This is a genomic window from Pseudomonas sp. MDT1-85, assembly GCF_054898065.1.
In genome coordinates this window covers 5,699,854-5,724,284 of sequence record NZ_CM142715.1, presented here as the reverse complement: position 1 = coordinate 5,724,284, position 24,431 = coordinate 5,699,854, and the positions used below count along the sequence as shown (strand labels likewise).

Genomic DNA, 24,431 nt, shown 5'->3' with positions numbered 1-24,431 from the left:
TTTTGTTTTAGGTCAGTAGCTCAATTGGCAGAGCGACGGTCTCCAAAACCGTAGGTTGGGGGTTCGATTCCCTCCTGACCTGCCAGATTCACTTGGTGGTCTGGCTTTCTTTTCACAGGATCTTCATAGATGACTCCTAAAGCTGAAGCTCAAGGCTCTCGCTTCGATCTGCTCAAGTGGCTAGTAGTAGTCGCTTTGGTGGTTGTTGGCGTTGTTGGCAATCAGTATTACTCTGCTTCGCCGATCCTGTACCGCGTACTCGCTTTGCTTGTCATTGCTGCTGTAGCTGCCTTTGTAGGCTTGCAGACAGTCAAGGGCAAGTCTTTCTTTGTACTGGTTAAGGAAGCTCGCACCGAGATTCGTAAAGTCGTATGGCCAACTCGCCAAGAAACCACGCAGACCACGCTGATTGTTGTGGCTGTTGTTCTGGTTATGGCGTTGCTGTTGTGGGGGCTTGATTCCCTGCTCGGCTGGCTTGTTTCCTTGATTGTCGGCTAAGGGTGTCCCGTGGCTAAGCGTTGGTACGTTGTGCATGCTTACTCCGGTTACGAGAAGCATGTCATGCGCTCGTTGGTAGAGCGCGTAAAGCTGGCTGGCATGGAAGATGGCTTTGGCGAAATTCTGGTTCCCACTGAAGAAGTGGTTGAAATGCGTAATGGCCAGAAACGCAAAAGCGAGCGCAAGTTCTTCCCAGGTTATGTGCTGGTCCAGATGGACATGAATGAGGGTACTTGGCACTTAGTCAAGGATACTCCTCGGGTGATGGGTTTTATCGGCGGTACTGCTGATAAGCCTGCACCTATCACAGATAAAGAGGCAGAAGCGATTCTGCGTCGCGTTGCTGATGGTAGCGACAAACCGAAGCCGAAGACGTTGTTCGAGCCAGGTGAGTCGGTACGTGTCAATGATGGTCCGTTTGCCGACTTTACCGGCACGGTCGAAGAAGTTAACTACGAGAAGAGCCGGATCCAAGTGGCAGTGCTCATTTTCGGTCGCTCTACTCCGGTAGAGCTAGAGTTCAGCCAGGTCGAAAAAGTCTAGCTGAGCAAGCATCCCAACCCCGCAGCCCTAGGCTGTGGGGTTTTGTCGTCACTGGGATAAACGCGCAAGTAACCGGGGAGCCTTTCGAGGCGTTCGAACCCGTAATTGGAGTGCCTCATGGCCAAGAAGATTACCGCTTACATCAAGCTGCAAGTGAAGGCCGCTCAGGCTAACCCAAGCCCACCTGTTGGTCCTGCTCTGGGTCAGCACGGCGTGAACATCATGGAATTCTGCAAGGCTTTCAACGCCCGTACTCAGGGTATTGAGCCAGGTCTGCCGACTCCAGTGATCATCACTGTATACAGCGACCGTAGCTTCACTTTCGAAACCAAATCCACACCTGCTTCGGTTCTGCTGAAGAAAGCTGCTGGTCTGACTAGCGGTTCCGCTCGTCCGAACACAGTTAAGGTTGGCACCGTTACCCGTGCTCAGCTGGAAGAAATCGCGAAAACCAAAAACGCGGATCTGACTGCAGCTGATATGGACGCGGCCGTGCGTACTATCGCCGGTTCTGCTCGTAGCATGGGCCTTAACGTGGAGGGTGTGTAATGGCTAAGTTGACCAAGCGTCAAAAGGCTATCGCCGGCAAAATCGAAGCAGGCAAGTCCTACAACTTTGTAGACGCTGCTGCTCTGCTGGCTGAGCTGTCGACCGTCAAGTTCAGCGAGTCGTTCGACGTTGCTGTAAACTTGGGTGTTGACCCGCGTAAATCCGACCAGGTCGTTCGTAGCGCTACTGTGCTGCCACACGGCACTGGCAAGACCGTTCGCGTTGCTGTGTTCACCCAGGGTCCAGCTGCTGAGGCCGCTTTGGCTGCCGGCGCTGACCGTGTAGGTATGGACGATCTGGCTGCCGAAATGAAAGGCGGCGACCTGAACTATGACGTAGTTATCGCATCCCCGGATGCAATGCGCGTTGTTGGTCAGTTGGGTCAGATCCTGGGCCCACGTGGCCTGATGCCTAACCCTAAAGTCGGCACCGTAACGCCAGACGTAGCTACCGCGGTTAAAAACGCCAAGGCTGGTCAGGTTCGTTATCGCACCGACAAAAACGGCATTATCCACACCTCCGTTGGCAAAGTCGGCTTCGATGCCGTCAAGCTGAAGGAAAACGTTGAAGCCCTGATCGCTGATCTGAAGCGTATCAAGCCAGCTTCCTCGAAAGGTATTTACGTCAAGCGCGTTACCCTGAGCACCACCATGGGTCCAGGTCTGGTCATCGACCAAGGCTCGCTCGACGCGTAAGACACAGGTTGGCGCAAGCGATTGCGCCAATTGAAAGATTGGGGTCCCTGCCTGGCGGGGGCTATCCAAGACCGTAGGCGACGCAAGTCTTAAACCTCAAGCCTACGCAGATGGTGCTCCCGGTTCCTTACCGAATCAGACACCAAAACGACATCTGGCCTCGGTTGGATGAAACGGTAACAAGCAGGAGTTTTTCCCGTGGCAATTAAACTTGAAGACAAGAAGGCCATCGTCGCTGAAGTCAACAAGGCTGCCCAAGTTGCTCTGTCCGCTGTCGTGGCTGATGCCCGTGGCGTAACAGTAGGCGCTATGACCGGACTCCGTAAAGAGGCTCGTGAAGCTGGCGTTTACGTACGTGTTGTACGTAACACCCTGCTCAAGCGCGCCGTTGCTGGCACTCAATATGACGTGCTCAACGACGTGTTCACCGGCCCGACCTTGATTGCATTCTCCAAAGATCATCCGGGCGCTGCTGCTCGTATCTTCAAAGAGTTCGCAAAAGGTCAGGATAAGTTCGAGATCAAGGCAGCTGCGTTCGAGGGCAAGTTCCTCGCAGCTAATCAGATCGACGTACTGGCAAGCCTGCCGACCCGTGACGAAGCAATTTCTCAGCTGATGAGCGTGATTCAAGGCGCAACCAGCAAATTGGCTCGTACTCTGGCGGCTCTTCGCGACCAGAAAGAAGCTGCCGCAGCCTAAGGCTGAGCGACTCCTTTCAGCGTTTATTGTTTATTTCGATGGCCGCGTAGGCTGTCACCCCAATACAGGAATTTATAGTCATGTCTCTGACTAACGACCAAATCATCGAAGCAATCGGCGAAAAATCCGTTCTGGAAATCGTTGAGCTGATCAAGGCCATGGAAGAGAAGTTCGGCGTTTCCGCTGCCGCTGCTTCCGCTGGTCCAGCTGCTGTCGCTGCCGTTGTTGAAGAACAAACTGAATTCAACGTCATGCTGCTGGAAGCTGGCGAGAAGAAAGTTAACGTGATCAAGGCAGTACGTGAGCTGACCGGTCTGGGCCTGAAAGAAGCCAAGGCTGTAGTTGACGGCGCTCCTGGCGTTGTTCTGGAAGCTGTTTCGAAAGACGCAGCTGACAAAGCAAAAGCCACTCTGGAAGAAGCAGGCGCTAAAGTCGAGCTGAAGTAAGCATCGACTTTGCGTCTCCAGCCCGAGCGTTAAGCGAAAGGCTGATGGCTGGTGGCTCTTGCCACCGGCCTTTTTCCGTTATTGGCAGCCGACTGGGTCGGTGCTGATAACGAGCTGTAACCACCCGATGCGGTGGCGCAAACCATGGGGTTTGCACGATTTTCTGGCTGCTCCCGTCGGGAGGGGCCAAACAAGCAGGTGACCAAGCTGGGGAACGCTGATGGCTTACTCATATACTGAGAAAAAACGTATCCGCAAGGACTTTAGCAAGTTGCCGGACGTCATGGATGTGCCGTACCTCCTGGCAATCCAGCTGGATTCGTATCGTGAATTCTTGCAGGCGGGAGCGACTAAAGATCAGTTCCGCGACGTGGGCCTGCATGCGGCCTTCAAATCCGTTTTCCCGATCATCAGCTACTCCGGCAATGCTGCGCTGGAGTACGTCGGTTATCGCCTGGGCGAACCGGCATTTGATGTCAAAGAATGCGTGTTGCGCGGTGTAACTTACGCCGTACCTTTGCGGGTAAAAGTGCGCCTGATCATTTTCGACAAAGAATCGTCGAACAAAGCGATCAAGGACATCAAAGAGCAAGAAGTCTACATGGGTGAAATCCCCCTGATGACTGAGAACGGTACCTTCGTAATCAACGGTACCGAGCGTGTAATCGTTTCCCAGCTGCACCGTTCCCCGGGCGTGTTCTTCGACCACGACCGTGGCAAGACACACAGCTCCGGCAAACTGCTGTACTCCGCGCGCATCATTCCTTACCGCGGTTCGTGGTTGGACTTCGAGTTCGATCCGAAAGACTGCGTGTTCGTGCGTATCGACCGTCGTCGCAAGCTGCCTGCATCGGTACTGCTGCGCGCGCTGGGCTATACCACTGAAGAAGTGCTGGACGCGTTCTACACCACCAACGTGTTCCACGTGCAAGGTGAAAACCTCAGCCTGGAACTGGTGCCTCAGCGCCTGCGTGGTGAAATTGCTGTCCTGGATATCCTGGATGACAAAGGCAAGGTTATTGTCGAGCAAGGTCGTCGTATTACTGCTCGCCACATCAACCAGCTGGAAAAAGCAGGGATCAAAGAGCTGCAAGTGCCTCTGGACTACGTCCTGGGTCGCACTACCGCCAAGGTCATCGTGCATCCGGCAACCGGCGAAATCCTGGCAGAGTGCAACACCGAACTGAACACCGAGATCCTGGCAAAAATCGCCAAGTCTCAGGTTGTTCGCATCGAAACTCTGTACACCAACGATATCGACTGCGGTCCGTTCGTCTCCGACACTCTGAAGATCGACTCCACCAGCAACCAATTGGAAGCGCTGGTCGAGATCTATCGCATGATGCGTCCTGGCGAGCCGCCAACCAAAGACGCTGCCGAAACCCTGTTCAACAACCTGTTCTTCAGCCCTGAGCGCTATGACCTGTCTGCGGTCGGCCGGATGAAGTTCAACCGTCGTATCGGTCGTACCGAAATCGAAGGTTCGGGCGTGTTGTGCAAGGAAGACATCGTCGCGGTACTGAAGACTCTGGTCGACATCCGTAACGGTAAAGGCATCGTCGATGACATCGACCACCTGGGTAACCGTCGTGTTCGCTGCGTAGGCGAAATGGCCGAGAACCAGTTCCGCGTTGGCCTGGTACGTGTTGAGCGTGCGGTCAAAGAGCGTCTGTCGATGGCTGAAAGCGAAGGCTTGATGCCGCAAGACCTGATCAACGCCAAGCCAGTGGCTGCGGCGGTGAAAGAGTTCTTCGGTTCCAGCCAGCTTTCCCAGTTCATGGACCAGAACAACCCGCTGTCCGAGATCACCCACAAGCGTCGTGTTTCTGCACTCGGCCCTGGCGGTTTGACTCGTGAGCGTGCTGGCTTTGAAGTGCGTGACGTACACCCGACTCACTACGGTCGTGTATGCCCGATTGAAACGCCGGAAGGTCCGAACATCGGTCTGATCAACTCCTTGGCTGCCTATGCGCGCACCAACCAGTACGGCTTCCTCGAGAGCCCGTACCGTGTGGTGAAAGACGCTCTGGTCACCGACGAGATCGTGTTCCTGTCCGCCATCGAAGAAGCTGATCACGTGATCGCTCAGGCTTCGGCCACGATGAACGACAAGAAAATGCTGATCGACGAGCTGGTAGCTGTTCGTCACTTGAACGAGTTCACCGTCAAGGCGCCGGAAGACGTGACCTTGATGGATGTTTCTCCGAAGCAGGTAGTTTCGGTTGCCGCGTCGCTGATCCCGTTCCTCGAGCACGATGACGCCAACCGAGCGTTGATGGGTTCGAACATGCAGCGTCAAGCTGTACCAACCCTGCGCGCTGACAAGCCGCTGGTCGGTACCGGCATGGAGCGTAACGTAGCTCGTGACTCCGGCGTTTGCGTCGTGGCTCGTCGTGGTGGCGTTATCGATTCCGTCGACGCCAGCCGTATCGTGGTTCGTGTTGCTGATGATGAAGTTGAGACCGGTGAAGCTGGTGTCGACATCTACAACCTGACCAAATACACCCGCTCCAACCAGAACACCTGCATCAACCAGCGTCCGCTGGTGCGTAAAGGTGATCGGGTTCAGCGTAGCGACATCATGGCTGACGGTCCGTCCACCGACATGGGTGAGCTGGCGCTGGGTCAGAACATGCGCATCGCGTTCATGGCCTGGAACGGTTACAACTTCGAAGACTCCATCTGCCTGTCCGAGCGTGTTGTTCAGGAAGACCGTTTCACCACGATCCACATTCAGGAACTGACCTGTGTGGCACGTGACACCAAGCTTGGGCCTGAGGAAATCACTGCAGACATCCCGAACGTGGGTGAAGCTGCACTGAACAAGCTGGACGAAGCCGGTATCGTTTACGTAGGTGCTGAAGTTGGCGCAGGCGACATCCTGGTCGGTAAGGTCACTCCGAAAGGCGAGACCCAACTGACTCCGGAAGAAAAACTGCTGCGTGCCATCTTCGGTGAAAAAGCCAGCGACGTTAAAGACACTTCCCTGCGTGTGCCTACCGGCACCAAGGGTACCGTCATCGACGTACAGGTCTTCACCCGTGACGGCGTTGAGCGTGATGCTCGTGCACTGTCGATCGAGAAGACTCAACTCGACGAGATCCGCAAGGACCTGAACGAAGAGTTCCGTATCGTTGAAGGCGCCACTTTCGAACGTCTGCGTTCCGCTCTGGTCGGCCACAAAGCCGAAGGCGGCGCCGGTCTGAAGAAAGGTCAGGAAATCACCGACGAAGTTCTCGACGGTCTTGAGCATGGTCAGTGGTTCAAACTGCGCATGGCTGAAGATGCTCTCAACGAGCAGCTCGAGAAGGCTCAGGCCTACATCGTTGATCGCCGCCGTCTGCTGGACGACAAGTTCGAAGACAAGAAGCGCAAACTGCAGCAGGGCGATGACCTGGCTCCAGGCGTGCTGAAAATCGTCAAGGTTTACCTGGCAATCCGTCGTCGCATCCAGCCGGGCGACAAGATGGCCGGTCGTCACGGTAACAAAGGTGTGGTCTCCGTGATCATGCCGGTTGAAGACATGCCGCACGATGCCAATGGCACCCCGGTCGACGTCGTCCTCAACCCGTTGGGCGTACCTTCGCGTATGAACGTTGGTCAGATCCTTGAAACCCACCTGGGCCTCGCGGCCAAAGGTCTGGGCGAGAAGATCAACCGGATGGTAGAAGAGCAGCGTAAAGTTGCTGAACTTCGCACCTTCCTGGACGAGATCTACAACCAGATCGGCGGTCGTAACGAAGATCTGGATAGCTTCTCCGACCAGGAAATCCTGGATCTGGCGAAGAACCTGCGTGGCGGCGTACCAATGGCCACTCCAGTGTTCGACGGCGCCAAGGAAAGCGAAATCAAGGCCATGCTGAAACTGGCAGACTTGCCAGAAAGCGGCCAGATGCAGCTGACTGACGGCCGTACCGGCAACAAGTTCGAGCGCCCGGTTACTGTTGGCTACATGTACATGCTGAAGCTGAACCACTTGGTAGACGACAAGATGCACGCTCGTTCTACCGGTTCGTACAGCCTGGTTACCCAGCAGCCGCTGGGTGGTAAGGCACAGTTCGGTGGTCAGCGTTTCGGGGAGATGGAGGTCTGGGCACTGGAAGCATACGGTGCTGCTTACACTCTGCAAGAAATGCTCACAGTGAAGTCGGACGATGTGAACGGTCGGACCAAGATGTACAAAAACATCGTGGACGGCGATCACCGTATGGAGCCGGGCATGCCCGAGTCCTTCAACGTGTTGATCAAAGAAATTCGTTCCCTCGGCATCGATATCGATCTGGAAACCGAATAACACGTGACGCGAATCGAGAGCGGGGCAGGATTGCCCGCTCTCTGCTCCGCCAGGAGGAAAGGCCTTGAAAGACCTACTGAATTTGCTGAAAAACCAGGGTCAAGTCGAAGAGTTCGACGCCATCCGTATTGGATTGGCATCGCCTGAGATGATCCGTTCGTGGTCGTTCGGTGAAGTTAAAAAGCCGGAAACCATCAACTACCGTACGTTCAAACCTGAGCGTGACGGCCTGTTCTGCGCCAAGATCTTTGGCCCGGTAAAGGATTACGAGTGCCTGTGCGGTAAGTACAAGCGCTTGAAGCACCGTGGTGTGATCTGCGAGAAGTGCGGCGTTGAAGTCGCGCTGGCAAAAGTTCGTCGTGAGCGCATGGCGCACATCGAACTGGCCTCGCCAGTTGCCCACATCTGGTTCCTGAAGTCGCTGCCGTCGCGTATCGGCTTGCTGATGGACATGACCCTGCGTGATATCGAACGCGTTCTCTACTTCGAGAGCTATGTCGTTATCGATCCAGGCATGACCACCCTTGAAAAGGGTCAGTTGCTCAACGACGAGCAGTACTTCGAAGCGCTGGAAGAGTTCGGCGACGATTTCGATGCCCGCATGGGTGCCGAAGCTGTCCGTGAACTGCTGCACGCTATCGACCTGGAGCACGAGATTGGCCGCCTGCGTGAAGAAATTCCGCAAACCAACTCCGAAACCAAGATCAAGAAGCTGTCCAAGCGTCTGAAGTTGATGGAAGCCTTCCAGGGTTCCGGCAACCTGCCAGAGTGGATGGTGCTGACCGTTCTGCCGGTTCTGCCGCCAGATCTGCGTCCACTGGTCCCGCTGGATGGCGGTCGCTTCGCGACTTCCGACCTCAACGATCTGTATCGTCGAGTGATCAACCGTAACAACCGCTTGAAGCGTCTGCTCGATCTGTCCGCTCCGGACATCATCGTGCGCAACGAAAAGCGTATGTTGCAGGAAGCTGTCGACGCACTGCTCGACAACGGTCGTCGTGGTCGCGCTATCACCGGTTCCAACAAGCGTCCTCTGAAATCCCTGGCTGACATGATCAAGGGTAAGCAGGGTCGTTTCCGTCAGAACTTGCTCGGTAAGCGTGTTGACTACTCCGGTCGTTCGGTAATTACCGTTGGCCCGACCCTGCGTCTGCACCAGTGCGGTCTGCCGAAGAAGATGGCTCTCGAGCTGTTCAAGCCGTTCATTTTCGGCAAGCTGGAAATGCGTGGTCTTGCTACCACCATCAAAGCGGCCAAGAAGATGGTCGAGCGCGAGCTGCCAGAGGTTTGGGACGTTCTCGCTGAAGTGATTCGCGAACACCCGGTTCTCCTCAACCGTGCACCGACCCTTCACCGTCTGGGTATCCAGGCGTTTGAACCGGTACTGATCGAAGGTAAGGCTATCCAGTTGCACCCTCTGGTCTGTGCTGCGTACAACGCCGACTTCGACGGCGACCAAATGGCCGTGCACGTACCGCTGACACTGGAAGCCCAGTTGGAAGCGCGTGCGTTGATGATGTCGACCAACAACATTCTGTCGCCAGCCAACGGTGAGCCAATCATCGTTCCGTCGCAGGACGTTGTATTGGGTCTGTACTACATGACTCGTGAAGCGATCAACGCCAAGGGCGAAGGTCGTGTGTTCGCGGATCTGCAAGAAGTTGACCGTGTGTTCCGTGCCGGCGAAGCCGCACTGCACGCCAAGGTCAAAGTGCGGATCAACGAAACCGTCAACGATCGTGATGGTGGCAGCGTCAAGAACACTCGTATCGTCGACACCACTGTTGGCCGTGCGTTGTTGTTCCAGGTTGTTCCGCCTGGCCTGTCGTACGACGTCGTCAACCAGCCGATGAAGAAAAAGGCGATCTCCAAGCTGATCAACCAGTGCTATCGCGTGGTTGGTTTGAAAGAGACCGTGATCTTCGCTGACCAGTTGATGTACACCGGTTTTGCTTATTCGACCATCTCCGGCGTTTCCATCGGTGTTAACGATTTCGTTATCCCGGATGAAAAAGCCCGCATCATCAATGCTGCTACTGATGAAGTGAAAGAGATCGAAAGTCAGTACGCCTCCGGCCTGGTAACCCAGGGCGAGAAGTACAACAAAGTGATCGACCTTTGGTCCAAGGCGAACGACGAAGTTTCCAAGGCGATGATGGCCAACCTCTCGAAAGAGAAAGTCATCGACCGCCATGGCGTCGAAGTCGACCAAGAGTCTTTTAACTCGATGTACATGATGGCCGACTCGGGCGCACGGGGTTCTGCTGCGCAGATCCGTCAGCTCGCCGGTATGCGTGGCCTGATGGCCAAGCCGGACGGTTCCATCATCGAAACGCCGATTACTGCGAACTTCCGTGAAGGTTTGAGCGTACTTCAGTACTTCATCTCCACTCACGGTGCTCGTAAAGGTTTGGCGGATACCGCGTTGAAAACTGCGAACTCCGGTTACCTGACTCGTCGTCTGGTAGACGTGGCGCAGGATCTGGTTGTGACCGAGATCGATTGCGGCACCGAGCATGGCCTGGTAATGACTCCGCACATTGAAGGCGGTGACGTTGTTGAGCCGCTGGGTGAGCGCGTATTGGGTCGTGTTATTGCCCGTGACGTGTTCAAGCCAGGTACCGAAGAAATCATCGTTCCTGCCGGCACGCTGGTAGACGAGAAGTGGGTTGAGTTCATCGAGCTGAACAGCATCGATGAAGTGATCGTGCGTTCGCCGATCAGCTGCGAAACCCGCTACGGCATTTGCGCCAAGTGCTACGGCCGTGATTTGGCTCGTGGTCACCAGGTGAACATCGGTGAAGCGGTCGGCGTTATCGCTGCCCAGTCCATCGGTGAGCCGGGTACCCAGCTGACCATGCGTACGTTCCACATCGGTGGTGCGGCAAGCCGGACCTCCGCAGCCGACAGCGTTCAGGTGAAGAATGGCGGTACCGTCCGTCTGCATAACCTGAAGCACGTTGAGCGAGTGGATGGTTGCCTGGTTGCTGTGTCCCGTTCCGGTGAGCTGGCAATCGCTGATGACTTCGGTCGTGAGCGCGAGCGTTACAAGCTGCCGTACGGTGCTGTGATTTCGGTTAAAGAAGGTGACAAGGTCGACGCTGGCGCAATCGTGGCCAAGTGGGATCCGCACACTCACCCAATCGTTACCGAAATGAAAGGTACCGTGACCTACGTGGGCATGGAAGAAGGCATCACGATCAAGCGTCAGACTGACGAATTGACCGGTATGACCAACATTGAAGTGCTCGACGCCAAAGACCGTCCAGCTGCCGGTAAAGATATCCGTCCTGCTGTGAAGATGGTTGATGACAACGGCAAGGATCTCTTGCTGCCGGGTACCGACGTAATTGCTCAGTACTTCCTGCCTGCTAACGCCCTGGTTGGTGTAGCGGACGGTGCGAAGATTGCGATCGGTGATGTTATCGCTCGTATTCCGCAAGAGACTTCGAAAACCCGTGACATCACCGGTGGTCTGCCACGTGTTGCCGACTTGTTCGAAGCACGTCGTCCGAAAGAAGCCTCGATTCTGGCTGAAGTCAGCGGCACCATCGCGTTCGGTAAAGAGACCAAAGGCAAGCGCCGTCTGGTTATCACCCCGAACGACGGTACCGATCCGTACGAAGAGCTGATTCCTAAGTGGCGTCACCTGAACGTCTTCGAAGGCGAACAGGTAAACCGCGGCGAAGTTATCTCCGACGGCCCGAGCGATCCACACGACATCCTGCGTCTGCTGGGTGTGAGTGCGCTGGCCAAGTACATCGTGAACGAGATCCAGGACGTTTATCGTCTGCAAGGCGTGAAGATCAACGATAAGCACATCGAGACCATCCTGCGTCAGATGCTGCGTAAAGTTGAAATCGCTGAATCCGGCGACTCGACTTTCATCAAGGGCGACCAGATGGAATTGACTCACGTTCTGGTAGAGAACGAGCGTCTGGCAGGCGACGAGAAATTCGTTTCCAAGTTCACTCGCGTACTGCTGGGTATCACCAAGGCGTCGTTGTCCACCGAATCGTTCATCTCGGCGGCTTCCTTCCAGGAAACCACTCGCGTACTGACCGAAGCGGCGGTAACCGGCAAGCGCGATTACCTGCGCGGCCTGAAAGAGAACGTAGTCGTGGGTCGTCTGATCCCGGCGGGTACCGGTCTGGCTTATCACAGCGAGCGCAAGCGCCGCCGTGAAGCTGACAAACCGTTGCGCGTAAGCGCCAGTGAAGTGGAAGCTGCACTGACCGAAGCACTGAACTCGAGCGGTAACTGAGTTCTGCGGTAAATGAGCGTAAGGCCCTGGCCATTCCGTTCATCGAATCGAGACAATTTGTCGAGGTTGGATGAGCGGAGAGGTCGGGGCCTTGCCTTGACTGGGGGCAAGATCCTCTTTAGACTCTTGTACCCCTAAATTTGGCGGGAATTCGTTCCTGCCATTTTGCTTTTCTTGCAAGACAATAGCGTCGCAAGACAACAGTGGAGCTAGTAGATGGCAACTATCAACCAGCTGGTACGTCAGCCGCGTAAGCGTATCGTCGAGAAATCCGACGTGCCTGCGCTGCAGAACTGCCCGCAACGTCGTGGCGTATGCACCCGTGTGTATACCACCACGCCGAAAAAACCTAACTCGGCACTGCGTAAAGTATGCCGTGTGCGTCTGACCAACGGTTTCGAGGTTTCCTCGTACATCGGCGGTGAAGGCCACAACCTGCAAGAGCACAGCGTGGTACTGATCCGCGGCGGTCGTGTAAAAGACTTGCCAGGTGTTCGTTACCACACCGTACGCGGTTCTTTGGATACTTCCGGCGTTAAAGGTCGTAACCAGGGTCGTTCGAAGTACGGTACCAAGAAGCCTAAGTAGTAGTGGCTTTTTGTAAAAACTGATTTTCTATTTTTCTGAGTCGATAAGAGTAAGGTCGGAGGCGTCCCGAAAGGGCACCGATTCCGAGCGAACCTGAAGACCGTTTGAGGGCTTATCCATGCCAAGAAGACGCGTAGCAGCCAAGCGCGAAGTGCTTGACGATCCAAAATACGGCAGCCAAATCCTGGCCAAGTTCATGAACCACGTAATGGAAAGCGGCAAGAAAGCCGTTGCCGAGCGTATCGTTTATGGCGCGCTGGAAAAGGTTAAAGAGCGCAAGAACAGCGACCCCCTGGAAATCTTCGAGAAAGCTCTCGACGCCATCGCTCCGCTGGTCGAAGTAAAGTCGCGCCGTGTAGGCGGTGCTACTTACCAGGTTCCGGTTGAAGTTCGTCCGTCCCGTCGTAACGCCCTGGCAATGCGCTGGTTGGTAGACTTCGCCCGCAAGCGCGGCGAGAAGTCTATGGCTCTGCGTTTGGCTGGCGAACTGTTGGACGCTGCCGAAGGTAAAGGTGCTGCAGTTAAGAAGCGTGAAGACGTGCACCGTATGGCTGAAGCCAACAAGGCTTTCTCGCACTACCGCTTCTAATTTTAGCGTCACTAATTTTGCGAGGGCTTTATGGCTCGTACTACACCGATTAATCGCTACCGTAACATTGGTATCGTTGCTCACGTGGATGCTGGTAAAACCACCACCACCGAGCGCGTCCTTTTTTACACTGGCAAAAGTCACAAGATGGGCGAGGTGCATGACGGCGCCGCGACCACAGACTGGATGGTGCAGGAGCAGGAGCGTGGTATTACCATTACTTCTGCTGCTATTACCGCCTTCTGGCAGGGTTCCGAGAAGCAGCACAAAGACCAATACCGCTTCAACGTTATTGATACCCCGGGCCACGTTGACTTCACTATTGAAGTTGAGCGTTCCCTGCGTGTACTCGATGGCGCGGTTGTTGTGTTCTGCGGCACCTCGGGCGTTGAGCCACAGTCGGAAACCGTATGGCGTCAAGCCAACAAATACGGCGTTCCACGTCTTGTTTATGTAAACAAGATGGACCGTGCTGGTGCAAACTTCCTGCGCGTGATCGGTCAGATCAAGCAGCGTCTGGGTCACACGCCGGTGCCAATCCAGTTGGCTATCGGTTCCGAAGACAACTTCCAGGGTCAGATTGATCTGATGTCCATGGAAGCTGTTTACTGGAATGACGCTGACAAAGGCATGGTTCCACGTCGCGAGCCTATCCCTGCGGAACTGCAGGAATTGGCTGACGAGTGGCGCGGCAACATGGTTGAGGCTGCGGCCGAAGCCAGCGAAGAGCTGATGAACAAGTACCTCGAAGGTGAAGAGCTCACCAACGCGGAAATCAAGGCCGCTCTGCGTCAGCGTACTATCGCTGGTGAGATCGTTCTGGCTGTTTGCGGTTCTTCCTTCAAGAACAAGGGTGTTCCCCTGGTTCTCGACGCCGTTATCGACTACCTGCCTGCTCCAAGCGACATTCCTGCCATCAAGGGTACTGACCCTGATGACGAGACCCGGGAAATGGAGCGTCACGCAGACGACAGCGAGCCGTTCTCGGCTCTGGCGTTCAAGATCGCTACCGACCCATTCGTGGGTACCTTGACCTTTGTTCGAGTTTACTCGGGCGTGTTGGCCTCCGGCGACGGCGTGATCAACTCGGTTAAAGGCAAGAAAGAGCGTGTGGGTCGTATGGTGCAAATGCACGCAAACGCCCGTGAAGAAATCAAGGAAGTGCGCGCTGGTGACATCGCGGCCTTGATCGGCATGAAGGACGTCACCACTGGTGAAACTTTGTGCAACGCTGACAAGCCAATCATCCTGGTTCGCATGGACTTCCCGGAGCCGGTTATTTCGGTTGCCGTAGAGCCTAAGACCAAGGACGACCAGGAAAAAATGGGTATCGCTCTGGGCAAGCTTGCTCAGGAAGATCCATCTTTCCGCGTCAAGACTGATGAAGAGACTGGTCAAACGATCATCTCCGGCATGGGCGAGTTGCACCTGGACATCCTGGTTGACCGGATGCGCCGTGAGTTCAACGTCGAAGCCAACATCGGTAAGCCTCAAGTTTCGTACCGTGAGCGCATCACGAAGAGCTGCGAAATTGAAGGCAAGTTCGTTCGCCAATCCGGCGGTCGTGGCCAGTTCGGTCATTGCTGGATTCGTTTTGCGCCGGCTGACGAAGGTCAGGAAGGTCTGCAATTCCTGAACGAAGTGGTGGGTGGTGTGGTTCCTAAGGAATACATCCCGGCTATCCAGAAGGGTATCGAAGAGCAGATGAAGAACGGCGTTGTTGCCGGCTATCCGCTGATCGGCCTTAAGGCTACCGTGTTTGATGGTTCCTACCACGACGTCGACTCCAACGAGATGGCGTTTAAGGTGGCTGCTTCCATGGCAACCAAGCAACTGGCCCAGAAGGGTGGTGGTGAGTTGCTTGAGCCGATCATGGCGGTAGAGGTAGTTACACCTGAAGACTATATGGGTGACGTGATGGGCGACCTTAACCGTCGTCGCGGCATGATCCTGGGTATGGAAGACACGGTTTCCGGCAAAGTGATTCGCGCCGAGGTTCCGTTGGGTGAGATGTTCGGTTATGCAACCGACGTTCGTTCCATGTCCCAAGGTCGCGCAAGCTACTCTATGGAATTCAAAAAATACAATACAGCTCCGTCGCATATCGTCGAAACTGTTACCAAAAAACAAGGCTGATTCAGCCCCTTTAGGCTAGGAGTTAATTGTCGTGGCTAAAGAAAAATTTGACCGTACCCTCCCGCACGTCAACGTTGGCACCATCGGTCACGTCGACCACGGTAAAACCACGCTGACCGCTGCTCTGACTCGCGTCTGCTCCGAAGTTTTCGGTTCGGCCGCTGTTGCTTTCGACAAGATCGACAGCGCTCCGGAAGAAAAAGCTCGTGGTATCACCATCAACACCGCGCACGTTGAATACAACTCGCTGATCCGTCACTACGCTCATGTTGACTGCCCAGGTCACGCTGACTATGTGAAGAACATGATCACCGGTGCTGCTCAGATGGACGGCGCTATCCTGGTTTGCTCGGCCGCTGATGGTCCGATGCCACAAACTCGTGAGCACATCCTGCTGTCCCGTCAGGTTGGCGTTCCGTACATCGTTGTCTTCCTGAACAAGGCTGACATGGTTGACGACGCTGAGCTGCTGGAGCTGGTTGAGATGGAAGTGCGCGATCTGCTGAGCACTTACGACTTCCCAGGTGACGACACTCCGATCATCATCGGTTCGGCTCTGATGGCTCTGAACGGCCAAGACGACAACGAAATGGGCACCACTGCCGTTCGTAAACTGGTTGAGACTCTGGACAGCTACATCCCGGATCCAGTCCGTGTTATCGACAAGCCGTTCCTGATGCCAATCGAAGACGTATTCTCGATCTCCGGTCGCGGTACTGTTGTAACTGGCCGTATCGAGCGCGGTATCGTCAAGGTTCAGGATCCACTGGAAATCGTTGGTCTGCGTGACACTACCGTCACCACCTGCACCGGTGTTGAAATGTTCCGTAAGCTGCTCGACGAAGGTCGTGCTGGCGAGAACTGCGGCGTGCTGCTGCGCGGCACCAAGCGTGACGACGTTGAGCGTGGCCAGGTTCTGGTCAAGCCAGGTTCGGTCAAGCCACACACCAAGTTCGAAGCTGAAGTCTACGTTCTGAGCAAAGAAGAAGGCGGTCGTCACACTCCGTTCTTCAAAGGCTACCGTCCACAGTTCTACTTCCGTACTACTGACGTGACTGGTAACTGCGAACTGCCGGAAGGCGTTGAAATGGTAATGCCAGGCGACAACATCAAAATGGTTGTCACCCTGATCAAGACCATCGCAATGGAAGACGGTCTGCGTTTCGCTATCCGTGAAGGCGGTCGTACCGTCGGCGCTGGCGTCGTAGCCAAAATCATCGAGTAAGCTCTTTTTTGAGTAAGCTTCGATGAGTTGAAAAAGCCTCCGCTTAGCGGGGGCTTTTTTATTGGGTTGACACCTATATGGGGCGTCTATAGAATTGCGCCTCCTTTTAACGGGCGTATTGCGCTCGGTGGGAATAGCAGCCGGAGTCTGAAATCCAATGCAAAATCAGCAAATCCGTATCAGGTTGAAGGCTTTTGACCATCGCCTGATCGACCAATCCACCCAGGAAATCGTGGAAACCGCGAAACGTACTGGTGCTCAAGTGCGTGGTCCAATTCCACTGCCTACCCGTAAAGAGCGGTTCACCGTTCTGGTCTCCCCGCACGTCAACAAAGACGCGCGTGACCAGTACGAGATCCGTACTCATAAGCGCGTTCTGGACATCGTCCAGCCAACGGATAAAACCGTTGATGCACTTATGAAGCTTGATCTTGCGGCCGGTGTGGAAGTGCAGATCAGCCTCGGCTAAGACTCGGTCTTAGTCGTGTAACGCTCTGAAATGGGCGGCCATAGCGGGTGAAAGCCCCGTACACTCATGAGGTTTACAACATGACTATTGGTGTAGTCGGTCGTAAATGCGGTATGACCCGTATTTTCACCGAAGAAGGTGTCTCCATTCCGGTCACGGTCATTGAGATCGAGCCGAATCGCGTCACCCAGTTCAAAACTGAAGAGACCGATGGCTATCGTGCAGTGCAAGTCACTGTAGGCGAGCGTCGTGCTTCGCGTGTTACAGCTGCTCAGGCTGGCCACTTCGCTAAAGCGAACGTTGCCGCTGGTCGTACCGTAATGGAATTCCGTCTTGAAGAAGGCGAGTACCAGGCCGGCGATCTGATCAACGCTGAAATCTTCGCTGCTGGTCAACTGGTTGATGTAACCGGTCAGTCCAAAGGTAAAGGCTTCCAGGGTACGATCAAGCGTTGGAACTTCCGCGGGCAAGATAATACCCACGGTAACTCCGTGTCCCACCGCGTTCCAGGCTCTATCGGCCAGTGCCAGACTCCTGGTCGTGTATTCAAGGGCAAAAAAATGTCCGGTCATATGGGCGCTGAGCGCGTGACCGTGCAGTCCCTCGAAGTAGTGCGCGTGGACGCTGAACGCAATCTGTTGTTGGTCAAGGGTGCTGTTCCTGGCGCTACTGGCGGCAACTTGGTTGTACGTCCAGCAGCCAAGGCTCGCGGTTAAGGGGAAGCTGACATGCAATTAAATGTAAATGACGCTCAAGCGATCGAAGTTTCCGAACTGACATTTGGCGGCGAATTCAACGAGACGCTGGTTCACCAGGCAGTCGTGGCCTACATGGCCGGCGGCCGTCAAGGTAGCAAGCAGCAAAAGACCCGTTCCGACGTTCGTGGTGGCGGTAAGCGCCCATGGCGTCAGAAAGGTACTGGCCGTGCTCGTGCCGGTACTATCCGTAGCCCAATCTGGCGTGGCGGCGGTACCACTTTCGCAGCTCGTCCTCAGGATCACACCCAGAAGCTGAACAAGAAGATGTATCGCGCAGCAATGCGTTCCATCCTTGCTGAGCTGGTGCGTACTGATCGTCTGGTTGTGGTTCAGGACTTCGCTGTTGATGCACCGAAGACCAAAGATCTGCTGAACAAACTGACCGGCATGGGCCTGACTGACGTCTTGATCGTGTCTGAAGTGGTTGATCAGAACCTGTACCTGGCTGCTCGCAACCTGCCACACGTTGATGTACGTGACGTGCAAGGTTCCGATCCAGTTAGTCTGATCGCATACGACAAGGTGTTGATCACCGTGTCGGCCGTGAAGAAATTCGAGGAGCTGCTGGGATGAACCAGGAACGCGTATTTAAAGTTCTGCTCGGCCCGCACGTTTCCGAGAAGGCTACGGTTCTGGCTGACAAGAAAGGCCAGTTCGTTTTCAAGGTTGCAACTGACGCAACCAAGCTGGAAATCAAGAAGGCCGTCGAAAGCCTGTTCAGCGTGAAAGTAGAGCGTGTTACTACCCTGAATGTTCTGGGTAAGAGCAAGCGCACTGCTCGCGGTCTGGGCAAGCGTAATGACTGGAAGAAGGCAGTTATCTCCCTTCAGCCAGGCCAAGATCTCGATTTCAGCAGCAGTGCTGAGTAAGGAGGGGGTGCATCATGGCAATCGTTAAATGCAAACCGACTTCCCCTGGCCGCCGTTTTGTGGTCAAGGTGGTCAACCAGGAGCTGCATAAAGGCGCTCCTCACGCACCGCTGCTCGAGAAAAAATCGAAGACTGGTGGTCGTAACAACAATGGTCGTATTACCACTCGTCACATCGGTGGTGGCCATAAGCAGCATTATCGTCTGGTCGATTTCCGTCGCAACGACAAAGATGGCATCTCTGCCACTGTCGAGCGTATTGAATACGATCCAAACCGTACTGCTCACATCGCTCTGCTGCTGTACGCAGATGGCGAGCGTCGCTACATCATCGCCCCTAAAGGCGTGAGTGCTGGTGACCAGCTGATCGCAGGTGCTTTGGCACCGATCAAGCCGGGCAACGCTCTGCAACTGCGTAACATTCCAGTTGGTAGCACCGTACACGGCATCGAATTGAAGCCAGGTAAAGGCGCGCAAATCGCTCGTTCCGCTGGTGCTTCGGCTCAGCTGATCGCTCGTGAAGGTGTCTACGTGACCCTGCGTCTGCGTTCTGGTGAGATGCGTAAAGTGCTGGCTGAATGCCGCGCGACCCTGGGTGAAGTCTCGAACTCCGAGCACAGCCTGCGTTCGCTGGGTAAAGCTGGTGCCAAACGCTGGCGTGGCGTTCGCCCAACCGTTCGTGGTGTTGCCATGAACCCGGTTGACCACCCACATGGTGGTGGTGAAGGTCGTACCTCTGGTGGTCGTCATCCGGTATCGCCATGGGGCTTCCCGACTAAGGGCGCGAAGACTCGTGGTAATAAGCGTACCGACAAAATGATCGTCCGTCGTCGCAAGTAAATAGAGGGATACGACAGTGCCACGTTCTCTGAAAAAAGGTCCTTTTATCGATCTTCACCTACTGAAGAAGATCGAAGTGGCGGCGGAGAAGAACGATCGCAAACCAGTTAAGACCTGGTCGCGTCGTTCGATGATCCTGCCACAAATGGTCGGTCTGACCATTGCAGTGCATAACGGTCGTCAACATGTTCCAGTTCTCGTGAACGAAGACATGGTCGGCCACAAACTGGGCGAGTTTGCCGGTACCCGCACATATCGTGGGCACGTGGCAGACAAGAAAGCCAAGCGTTAAGGGGTAAGGAACGATGGAAGTAGCCGCTAAGTTGTCGGGCGCTCGAATCTCCGCCCAGAAAGCCCGCTTGGTCGCCGACCAGATCCGCGGGAAGAAGGTGGGCGAAGCGCTCAACCTGTTGGCTTTCAGCAGTAAGAAAGCCGCCGAGATCATGAAGAAAGTGCTGGAGTCGGCCGTAGCCAACGCCGAGCATAACGAAGGCGCAGACGTTGATGACCTGAAGGTCAGCACCGTTTTCGTCAACGAAGGGCGTTCGCTGAAGCGAATCATGCCACGTGCCAAAGGCCGTGCTGATCGCATCGTCAAGCGGTCTTGCCATATCACTGTCAAGGTTGCTGACAAGTAACGGAGTCGAAGAGATGGGTCAGAAAGTACATCCCATTGGCATTCGCCTGGGAATCGTCAAGGAGCACACCTCCGTCTGGTACGCAGACGGTCGGACTTATGCGGACTATTTGTTCGCTGATCTGAAGGTGCGTGAGTATCTCCAAGACAAACTAAAAAGCGCGTCCGTAAGCCGTATCGATATCCATCGTCCGGCTCAGACTGCACGTATCACCATCCACACCGCTCGTCCAGGTATCGTTATCGGGAAGAAAGGTGAAGATGTTGAGAAGCTGCGTCAGGACCTGACCAAGCAAATGGGTGTGCCTGTGCACATCAATATCGAAGAGATCCGCAAGCCGGAGCTCGACGGTATGCTGGTTGCGCAGAGCGTAGCTCAGCAGCTGGAGCGTCGCGTAATGTTCCGTCGCGCTATGAAGCGCGCTGTTCAGAACGCCATGCGCATTGGTGCCAAAGGCATCAAAATCCAAGTGAGCGGTCGTCTCGGCGGTGCTGAAATCGCACGTACTGAATGGTATCGCGAAGGTCGTGTGCCACTGCACACCCTGCGTGCCGACATCGACTATGCCAACTACGAAGCTCACACCACTTATGGTGTGATCGGTGTAAAGGTTTGGATCTTCAAAGGCGAAGTAATTGGTGGTCGCCAAGAAGAGCTGAAACCACAAGCACCAGCGCCTCGTAAAAAAGCTGCTAAGTAAGGGGTACGCCAAATGTTGCAACCAAAGCGTACGAAGTTCCGCAAGCAGATGACAGGCCACAACCGTGGTCTGGCTCAGCGCGGTAGCAAAGTCAGCTTCGGCGAGTTCGCGCTGAAGTCTGTAGCTCGTGGTCGTCTCACCGCTCGTCAGATCGAGTCAGCGCGTCGTGCTCTGACCCGTCACGTTAAACGTGGCGGCAAGATCTGGATCCGTGTATTCCCGGACAAGCCTATTTCCAAAAAGCCACTCGAAGTTCGGATGGGTAAAGGTAAGGGTAGTGTGGAGTACTGGGTTGCCCAGATTCAGCCAGGCAAAGTCCTGTATGAAATCGAGGGTGTTTCTGAAGAGCTGGCGCGTGAGGCTTTTGCCCTGGCTGCTGCAAAGCTGCCGCTCGCCACCGCCTTTGTTAAACGGACGGTGATGTGATGAAAGCGAATGAACTTCGTGAAAAATCCGCACAGCAGCTGAACGAGCAACTGCTCGGCTTGCTGCGCGACCAGTTCAATCTGCGTATGCAGAAAGCAACTGGCCAGTTGGGGCAGTCTCATCTGCTCTCGCAAGTTAAGCGTGACATCGCTCGCGTGAAGACTGTGCTCAACCAGCAGGCAGGTAAGTAATCATGGCTGAAGCCGAAAAAACTGTCCGTACGCTGACTGGCCGTGTTGTCAGCGACAAGATGGACAAAACCATCACCGTTCTGATCGAGCGTCGCGTTAAGCACCCGATCTACGGTAAATACGTTAAGCGTTCGACTAAGCTGCACGCGCACGACGAAACCAATCAGTGCCACATCGGCGACAAAGTCACTATTCGTGAAACTCGTCCTTTGGCCAAGACCAAGTCTTGGGCGCTGGTTGATGTTCTCGAACGCGCTGTGGAAGTCTAAGGACTAGGGGTCGGAGAAATTATATGATTCAGACTCAATCCATGCTCGATGTGGCCGATAACAGCGGCGCTCGCCGTGTTATGTGCATCAAGGTGCTGGGTGGCTCCCATCGTCGTTACGCTGGTATCGGTGACATCATCAAAGTTACCGTGAAGGAAGCAATTCCTCGCGGTAAAGTGAAAAAAGGCCAAGTGATGACTGCAGTAGTAGTCCGCACTCGTCACGGCGTTCGCCGTGCTGATGGCTCCATTATCCGCTTTGATGGCAACGCTGCTGTTCTTCTGAACAACAAGCAAGAGCCGATCGGCACCCGTATCTTTGGGCCAGTGACCCGTGAACTTCGTACTGAGAAGTTCATGAAGATCGTCTCGCTCGCCCCAGAAGTGCTGTAAGGAGATCCGACATGCAAAAGATTCGTCGTGACGACGAGATCATCGTGATCGCCGGCAAAGACAAAGGTAAGCGCGGTAAGGTGCTTAAGGTTCTCGCTAACAACCGTTTGGTTATTGGTGGTCTGAACCTGGTTAAGCGTCATACCAAGCCTAACCCGATGTCGGGCGTGCAGGGCGGTATCGTCGAAAAAGAAGCTCCGCTGGATGCTTCTAACGTCGCCATTTTCAACGGCGAAACCAACAAGGCTGACCGCGTTGGTTTCAAAGTAGAAGACGGCAAGAAAATTCGTGTCTTCAAGTCGACCCAAAAAGCGGTTGATGCTTGAACACTGCTAGGTAGAAGACCATGGCACGACTAAAAGAGATTTACTGGAAGGAAATCGCACCGAAGCTTAAGGAAGAACTTAAGCTTTCGAACGTGATGGAAGTTCCACGCGTTACAAAAATCACCCTGAACATGGGTCTGGGCGAAGCGGTCGGTGACAAGAAAGTCATCGAGCACGCTGTTGCCGACCTGGAAAAGATCACCGGTCAGAAAGTCGTTGTGACTTACGCTCGGAAATCCATCGCTGGCTTTAAAGTCCGTGAAGGTTGGCCGATCGGCGTCAAAGTGACTCTGCGCCGTGAGCGTATGTACGAATTCCTGGATCGTCTGCTGTCGATCTCCCTGCCTCGGGTTCGCGACTTCCGCGGCCTGAATGCCAAGTCCTTCGATGGTCGTGGTAACTACAGCATGGGCGTTAAAGAGCAGATCATCTTCCCGGAAATCGACTACGACAAGATCGATGCTCTCCGCGGTCTGGACATTACCCTGACCACCACTGCCAAGAACGATGATGAAGGTCGCGCTCTGCTGCGTGCTTTCAAATTCCCGTTCCGCAACTGATTGGAGTAGGAAAATGGCCAAGATGAGCATGAAAAACCGCGAGCTGAAGCGTCAGCTCACGGTTGCCAAGTACGCCAAAAAGCGTGCAGCACTGAAAGCTATCATCGTTGATCTGAACGCAAGTCCAGAAGCGCGTTGGGAAGCTACAGTAGCTCTGCAGAAGCAGCCACGTGACGCAAGCGCCTCGCGCATGCGTAACCGCTGCCGCCTGACCGGTCGTCCACACGGCGTTTACCGCAAGTTCGGCCTCGGCCGTAACAAACTGCGTGAAGCTGCAATGCGTGGTGACGTACCTGGTCTGGTTAAAGCCAGCTGGTAAGCACTATCAAAGTCTCGGTATTCGGGATCGCAAGATCCTGACCGCCGGTGACCTTGAACTTGAATCAAGCCCCTATTGGGGCTTGATTCATTTGTGGGGTGTGTCTAGAATACCCGGCTCGCCTGAGCCCGTGCTTTTTTCGCGCGGATGTACTCGGCGACACGTAGTAGCCGCAAGGCTAATTTTTTTGTATTAGGAGCGTCTAGCCCATGAGTATGCAGGACCCGTTAGCGGACATGCTAACTCGAATCCGTAATGCCCAGATGGCTGAAAAGTCCGTCGTAAGCATGCCATCTTCTACTTTGAAGGTAGCTGTTGCCAAAGTCCTGAAGGACGAAGGTTACATTGCGGGTTATCAGATCAGCAGCGAAATCAAACCACTGCTGTCCATCGAGCTGAAGTACTTCGAAGGCCGTCCGGTCATCGAGGAAGTGAAGCGCGTTAGCCGTCCAGGCCTGCGTCAGTACAAGTCCGTCGATGATCTGCCAAAAGTTCGTGGCGGTCTCGGTGTGTCTATCGTCTCCACCAACAAAGGTGTGATGACGGATCGTGCTGCGCGCGCTGCCGGTGTCGGCGGCGAAGTTCTTTGCACTGTGTTCTAAGGGGGGATAAGCATGTCACGCGTCGCTAAGAACCCCGTTAAGCTGCCAGCCGGTGTCGAAGTCAAATTCGCAGGCCAACAGCTTTCGGTGAAGGGTGCCAAGGGTACTCTTGAACTGAACATCCATTCGTCCGTTGAGATCGTTGAAGAAGCTGGTGAGCTGCGTTTCGCTGCTCGCAATGGCGATCAACAAACTCGCGCAATGGCTGGTACCACTCGTGCGTTGGTTAACAACATGGTCCAAGGCGTAAGCCAAGGCTTCGAGCGCAAGCTCCAGCTGGTCGGTGTTGGTTACAAAGCGCAAGCAAAAGGCACAGTGCTGAACCTAGCTCTTGGCTTCTCGCACCCAGTGGATTATGAACTGCCGGAAGGCATCACCGCTGAGACTCCTAGCCAGACCGATATCCTGATCAAGGGCATCGATAAGCAGCTGGTAGGTCAAGTGGCCGCCGAGATCCGCGACTTCCGTCCACCAGAGCCGTACAAAGGCAAAGGTGTGCGCTACGCGGACGAAGTCGTCCGTCGTAAAGAAGCCAAGAAGAAGTAGG

29 protein-coding genes and 1 tRNA gene are annotated in these 24,431 nt (G+C 54.8%); all 30 read left to right on the top strand.

Annotated elements, in window-relative coordinates; genetic code table 11:
* Positions 1–9: 9 nt before the first annotated feature.
* The 30 genes from ACYZT2_RS25825 (at position 10) to rplF (ending at position 24,430) form a co-directional block, all read left to right on the top strand.
* A tRNA-Trp gene (locus tag ACYZT2_RS25825) sits at positions 10–85 on the top strand.
* Between the two features lie 44 nt (positions 86–129).
* On the top strand, positions 130–498 hold the full coding sequence (gene secE, locus ACYZT2_RS25820; RefSeq protein ID WP_007896620.1) for a preprotein translocase subunit SecE: 369 nt from the start codon (positions 130–132) through the stop codon (positions 496–498).
* Between the two features lie 9 nt (positions 499–507).
* Positions 508–1,041 (top strand): transcription termination/antitermination protein NusG, encoded by a 534-nt coding sequence (nusG, locus tag ACYZT2_RS25815; RefSeq protein ID WP_007896622.1) that lies wholly within the window; start codon positions 508–510, stop codon positions 1,039–1,041.
* Between the two features lie 117 nt (positions 1,042–1,158).
* Positions 1,159–1,590, top strand: a complete 432-nt coding sequence (gene rplK, locus ACYZT2_RS25810) for a 50S ribosomal protein L11 (RefSeq protein ID WP_003210097.1) — start codon at positions 1,159–1,161, stop codon at positions 1,588–1,590.
* The gene (gene rplA, locus ACYZT2_RS25805; RefSeq protein ID WP_007896626.1) at positions 1,590–2,285 is read left to right on the top strand and encodes a 50S ribosomal protein L1; all 696 of its coding nucleotides are present in this window, start codon (positions 1,590–1,592) and stop codon (positions 2,283–2,285) included. Before rplK ends, rplA begins: the two co-directional genes overlap by 1 nt.
* 198 nt (positions 2,286–2,483) lie before the next feature.
* Positions 2,484–2,984 carry a 50S ribosomal protein L10 gene (gene rplJ / locus ACYZT2_RS25800; RefSeq protein WP_008145489.1) on the top strand — a complete coding sequence of 167 codons (501 nt, stop codon included), beginning with the start codon at positions 2,484–2,486 and terminating at the stop codon, positions 2,982–2,984.
* Positions 2,985–3,064: 80 nt separating this feature from the next.
* Positions 3,065–3,430 carry a 50S ribosomal protein L7/L12 gene (gene rplL, locus ACYZT2_RS25795; RefSeq protein ID WP_008145490.1) on the top strand — a complete coding sequence of 122 codons (366 nt, stop codon included), beginning with the start codon at positions 3,065–3,067 and terminating at the stop codon, positions 3,428–3,430.
* 220 nt (positions 3,431–3,650) lie between these two features.
* Positions 3,651–7,724: a DNA-directed RNA polymerase subunit beta gene (rpoB, locus tag ACYZT2_RS25790; protein WP_461968434.1), complete on the top strand. Its 4,074-nt coding sequence runs from the start codon at positions 3,651–3,653 to the stop codon at positions 7,722–7,724.
* A gap of 64 nt (positions 7,725–7,788) precedes the next feature.
* Entirely contained in the window at positions 7,789–11,988 is a 4,200-nt protein-coding gene (gene rpoC / locus ACYZT2_RS25785) for a DNA-directed RNA polymerase subunit beta' (RefSeq protein ID WP_140672295.1), read from the top strand.
* Between the two features lie 216 nt (positions 11,989–12,204).
* Positions 12,205–12,576: a 30S ribosomal protein S12 gene (rpsL, locus tag ACYZT2_RS25780; protein ID WP_002555494.1), complete on the top strand. Its 372-nt coding sequence runs from the start codon at positions 12,205–12,207 to the stop codon at positions 12,574–12,576.
* A 118-nt stretch (positions 12,577–12,694) separates the two neighbouring features.
* Complete coding sequence (gene rpsG, locus ACYZT2_RS25775) at positions 12,695–13,165, top strand: 30S ribosomal protein S7 (protein ID WP_002555493.1); 471 nt, start codon at positions 12,695–12,697, stop codon at positions 13,163–13,165.
* A gap of 30 nt (positions 13,166–13,195) precedes the next feature.
* Positions 13,196–15,301, top strand: a complete 2,106-nt coding sequence (fusA, locus tag ACYZT2_RS25770) for an elongation factor G (protein WP_461968431.1) — start codon at positions 13,196–13,198, stop codon at positions 15,299–15,301.
* 31 nt (positions 15,302–15,332) lie between these two features.
* The gene (tuf, locus tag ACYZT2_RS25765; protein ID WP_461968429.1) at positions 15,333–16,526 is read left to right on the top strand and encodes an elongation factor Tu; all 1,194 of its coding nucleotides are present in this window, start codon (positions 15,333–15,335) and stop codon (positions 16,524–16,526) included.
* A 157-nt stretch (positions 16,527–16,683) separates the two neighbouring features.
* Positions 16,684–16,995, top strand: coding sequence for a 30S ribosomal protein S10 (gene rpsJ, locus ACYZT2_RS25760; RefSeq protein ID WP_003186070.1), 312 nt, complete (start codon positions 16,684–16,686; stop codon positions 16,993–16,995).
* Between the two features lie 80 nt (positions 16,996–17,075).
* Positions 17,076–17,711, top strand: a complete 636-nt coding sequence (gene rplC / locus ACYZT2_RS25755) for a 50S ribosomal protein L3 (protein WP_003186059.1) — start codon at positions 17,076–17,078, stop codon at positions 17,709–17,711.
* Between the two features lie 12 nt (positions 17,712–17,723).
* The gene (gene rplD / locus ACYZT2_RS25750; RefSeq protein WP_007896707.1) at positions 17,724–18,326 is read left to right on the top strand and encodes a 50S ribosomal protein L4; all 603 of its coding nucleotides are present in this window, start codon (positions 17,724–17,726) and stop codon (positions 18,324–18,326) included.
* Complete coding sequence (gene rplW / locus ACYZT2_RS25745; protein WP_002555488.1) at positions 18,323–18,622, top strand: 50S ribosomal protein L23; 300 nt, start codon at positions 18,323–18,325, stop codon at positions 18,620–18,622. Before rplD ends, rplW begins: the two co-directional genes overlap by 4 nt.
* 14 nt (positions 18,623–18,636) lie before the next feature.
* Complete coding sequence (gene rplB, locus ACYZT2_RS25740) at positions 18,637–19,461, top strand: 50S ribosomal protein L2 (RefSeq protein WP_003176423.1); 825 nt, start codon at positions 18,637–18,639, stop codon at positions 19,459–19,461.
* A 16-nt stretch (positions 19,462–19,477) separates the two neighbouring features.
* Positions 19,478–19,753, top strand: a complete 276-nt coding sequence (rpsS, locus tag ACYZT2_RS25735; protein ID WP_002555486.1) for a 30S ribosomal protein S19 — start codon at positions 19,478–19,480, stop codon at positions 19,751–19,753.
* 13 nt (positions 19,754–19,766) lie between these two features.
* Complete coding sequence (gene rplV, locus ACYZT2_RS25730; protein ID WP_003103908.1) at positions 19,767–20,099, top strand: 50S ribosomal protein L22; 333 nt, start codon at positions 19,767–19,769, stop codon at positions 20,097–20,099.
* Positions 20,100–20,112: 13 nt separating this feature from the next.
* A complete protein-coding gene (rpsC, locus tag ACYZT2_RS25725) occupies positions 20,113–20,799 on the top strand; it encodes a 30S ribosomal protein S3 (protein WP_003176422.1) in 687 nt (228 codons plus the stop codon).
* A gap of 12 nt (positions 20,800–20,811) precedes the next feature.
* On the top strand, positions 20,812–21,225 hold the full coding sequence (rplP, locus tag ACYZT2_RS25720; RefSeq protein ID WP_007896757.1) for a 50S ribosomal protein L16: 414 nt from the start codon (positions 20,812–20,814) through the stop codon (positions 21,223–21,225).
* Positions 21,225–21,416: a 50S ribosomal protein L29 gene (gene rpmC / locus ACYZT2_RS25715; RefSeq protein WP_002555481.1), complete on the top strand. Its 192-nt coding sequence runs from the start codon at positions 21,225–21,227 to the stop codon at positions 21,414–21,416. The genes rplP and rpmC overlap by 1 nt, the downstream gene beginning before the upstream one ends.
* Positions 21,417–21,418: 2 nt before the next feature.
* On the top strand, positions 21,419–21,685 hold the full coding sequence (gene rpsQ / locus ACYZT2_RS25710; RefSeq protein ID WP_003176419.1) for a 30S ribosomal protein S17: 267 nt from the start codon (positions 21,419–21,421) through the stop codon (positions 21,683–21,685).
* A gap of 23 nt (positions 21,686–21,708) precedes the next feature.
* Positions 21,709–22,077 (top strand): 50S ribosomal protein L14, encoded by a 369-nt coding sequence (gene rplN / locus ACYZT2_RS25705; protein WP_002555479.1) that lies wholly within the window; start codon positions 21,709–21,711, stop codon positions 22,075–22,077.
* Between the two features lie 11 nt (positions 22,078–22,088).
* Positions 22,089–22,403 (top strand): 50S ribosomal protein L24, encoded by a 315-nt coding sequence (gene rplX, locus ACYZT2_RS25700; RefSeq protein WP_003176416.1) that lies wholly within the window; start codon positions 22,089–22,091, stop codon positions 22,401–22,403.
* 20 nt (positions 22,404–22,423) lie between these two features.
* Positions 22,424–22,963 (top strand): 50S ribosomal protein L5, encoded by a 540-nt coding sequence (gene rplE, locus ACYZT2_RS25695; RefSeq protein ID WP_003176415.1) that lies wholly within the window; start codon positions 22,424–22,426, stop codon positions 22,961–22,963.
* Between the two features lie 13 nt (positions 22,964–22,976).
* Complete coding sequence (rpsN, locus tag ACYZT2_RS25690) at positions 22,977–23,282, top strand: 30S ribosomal protein S14 (protein WP_003176414.1); 306 nt, start codon at positions 22,977–22,979, stop codon at positions 23,280–23,282.
* A gap of 209 nt (positions 23,283–23,491) precedes the next feature.
* Positions 23,492–23,884, top strand: a complete 393-nt coding sequence (rpsH, locus tag ACYZT2_RS25685; RefSeq protein ID WP_003186040.1) for a 30S ribosomal protein S8 — start codon at positions 23,492–23,494, stop codon at positions 23,882–23,884.
* A gap of 12 nt (positions 23,885–23,896) precedes the next feature.
* Entirely contained in the window at positions 23,897–24,430 is a 534-nt protein-coding gene (gene rplF, locus ACYZT2_RS25680) for a 50S ribosomal protein L6 (RefSeq protein WP_003176412.1), read from the top strand.
* The last annotated feature ends 1 nt before the right edge of the window (position 24,431 follow it).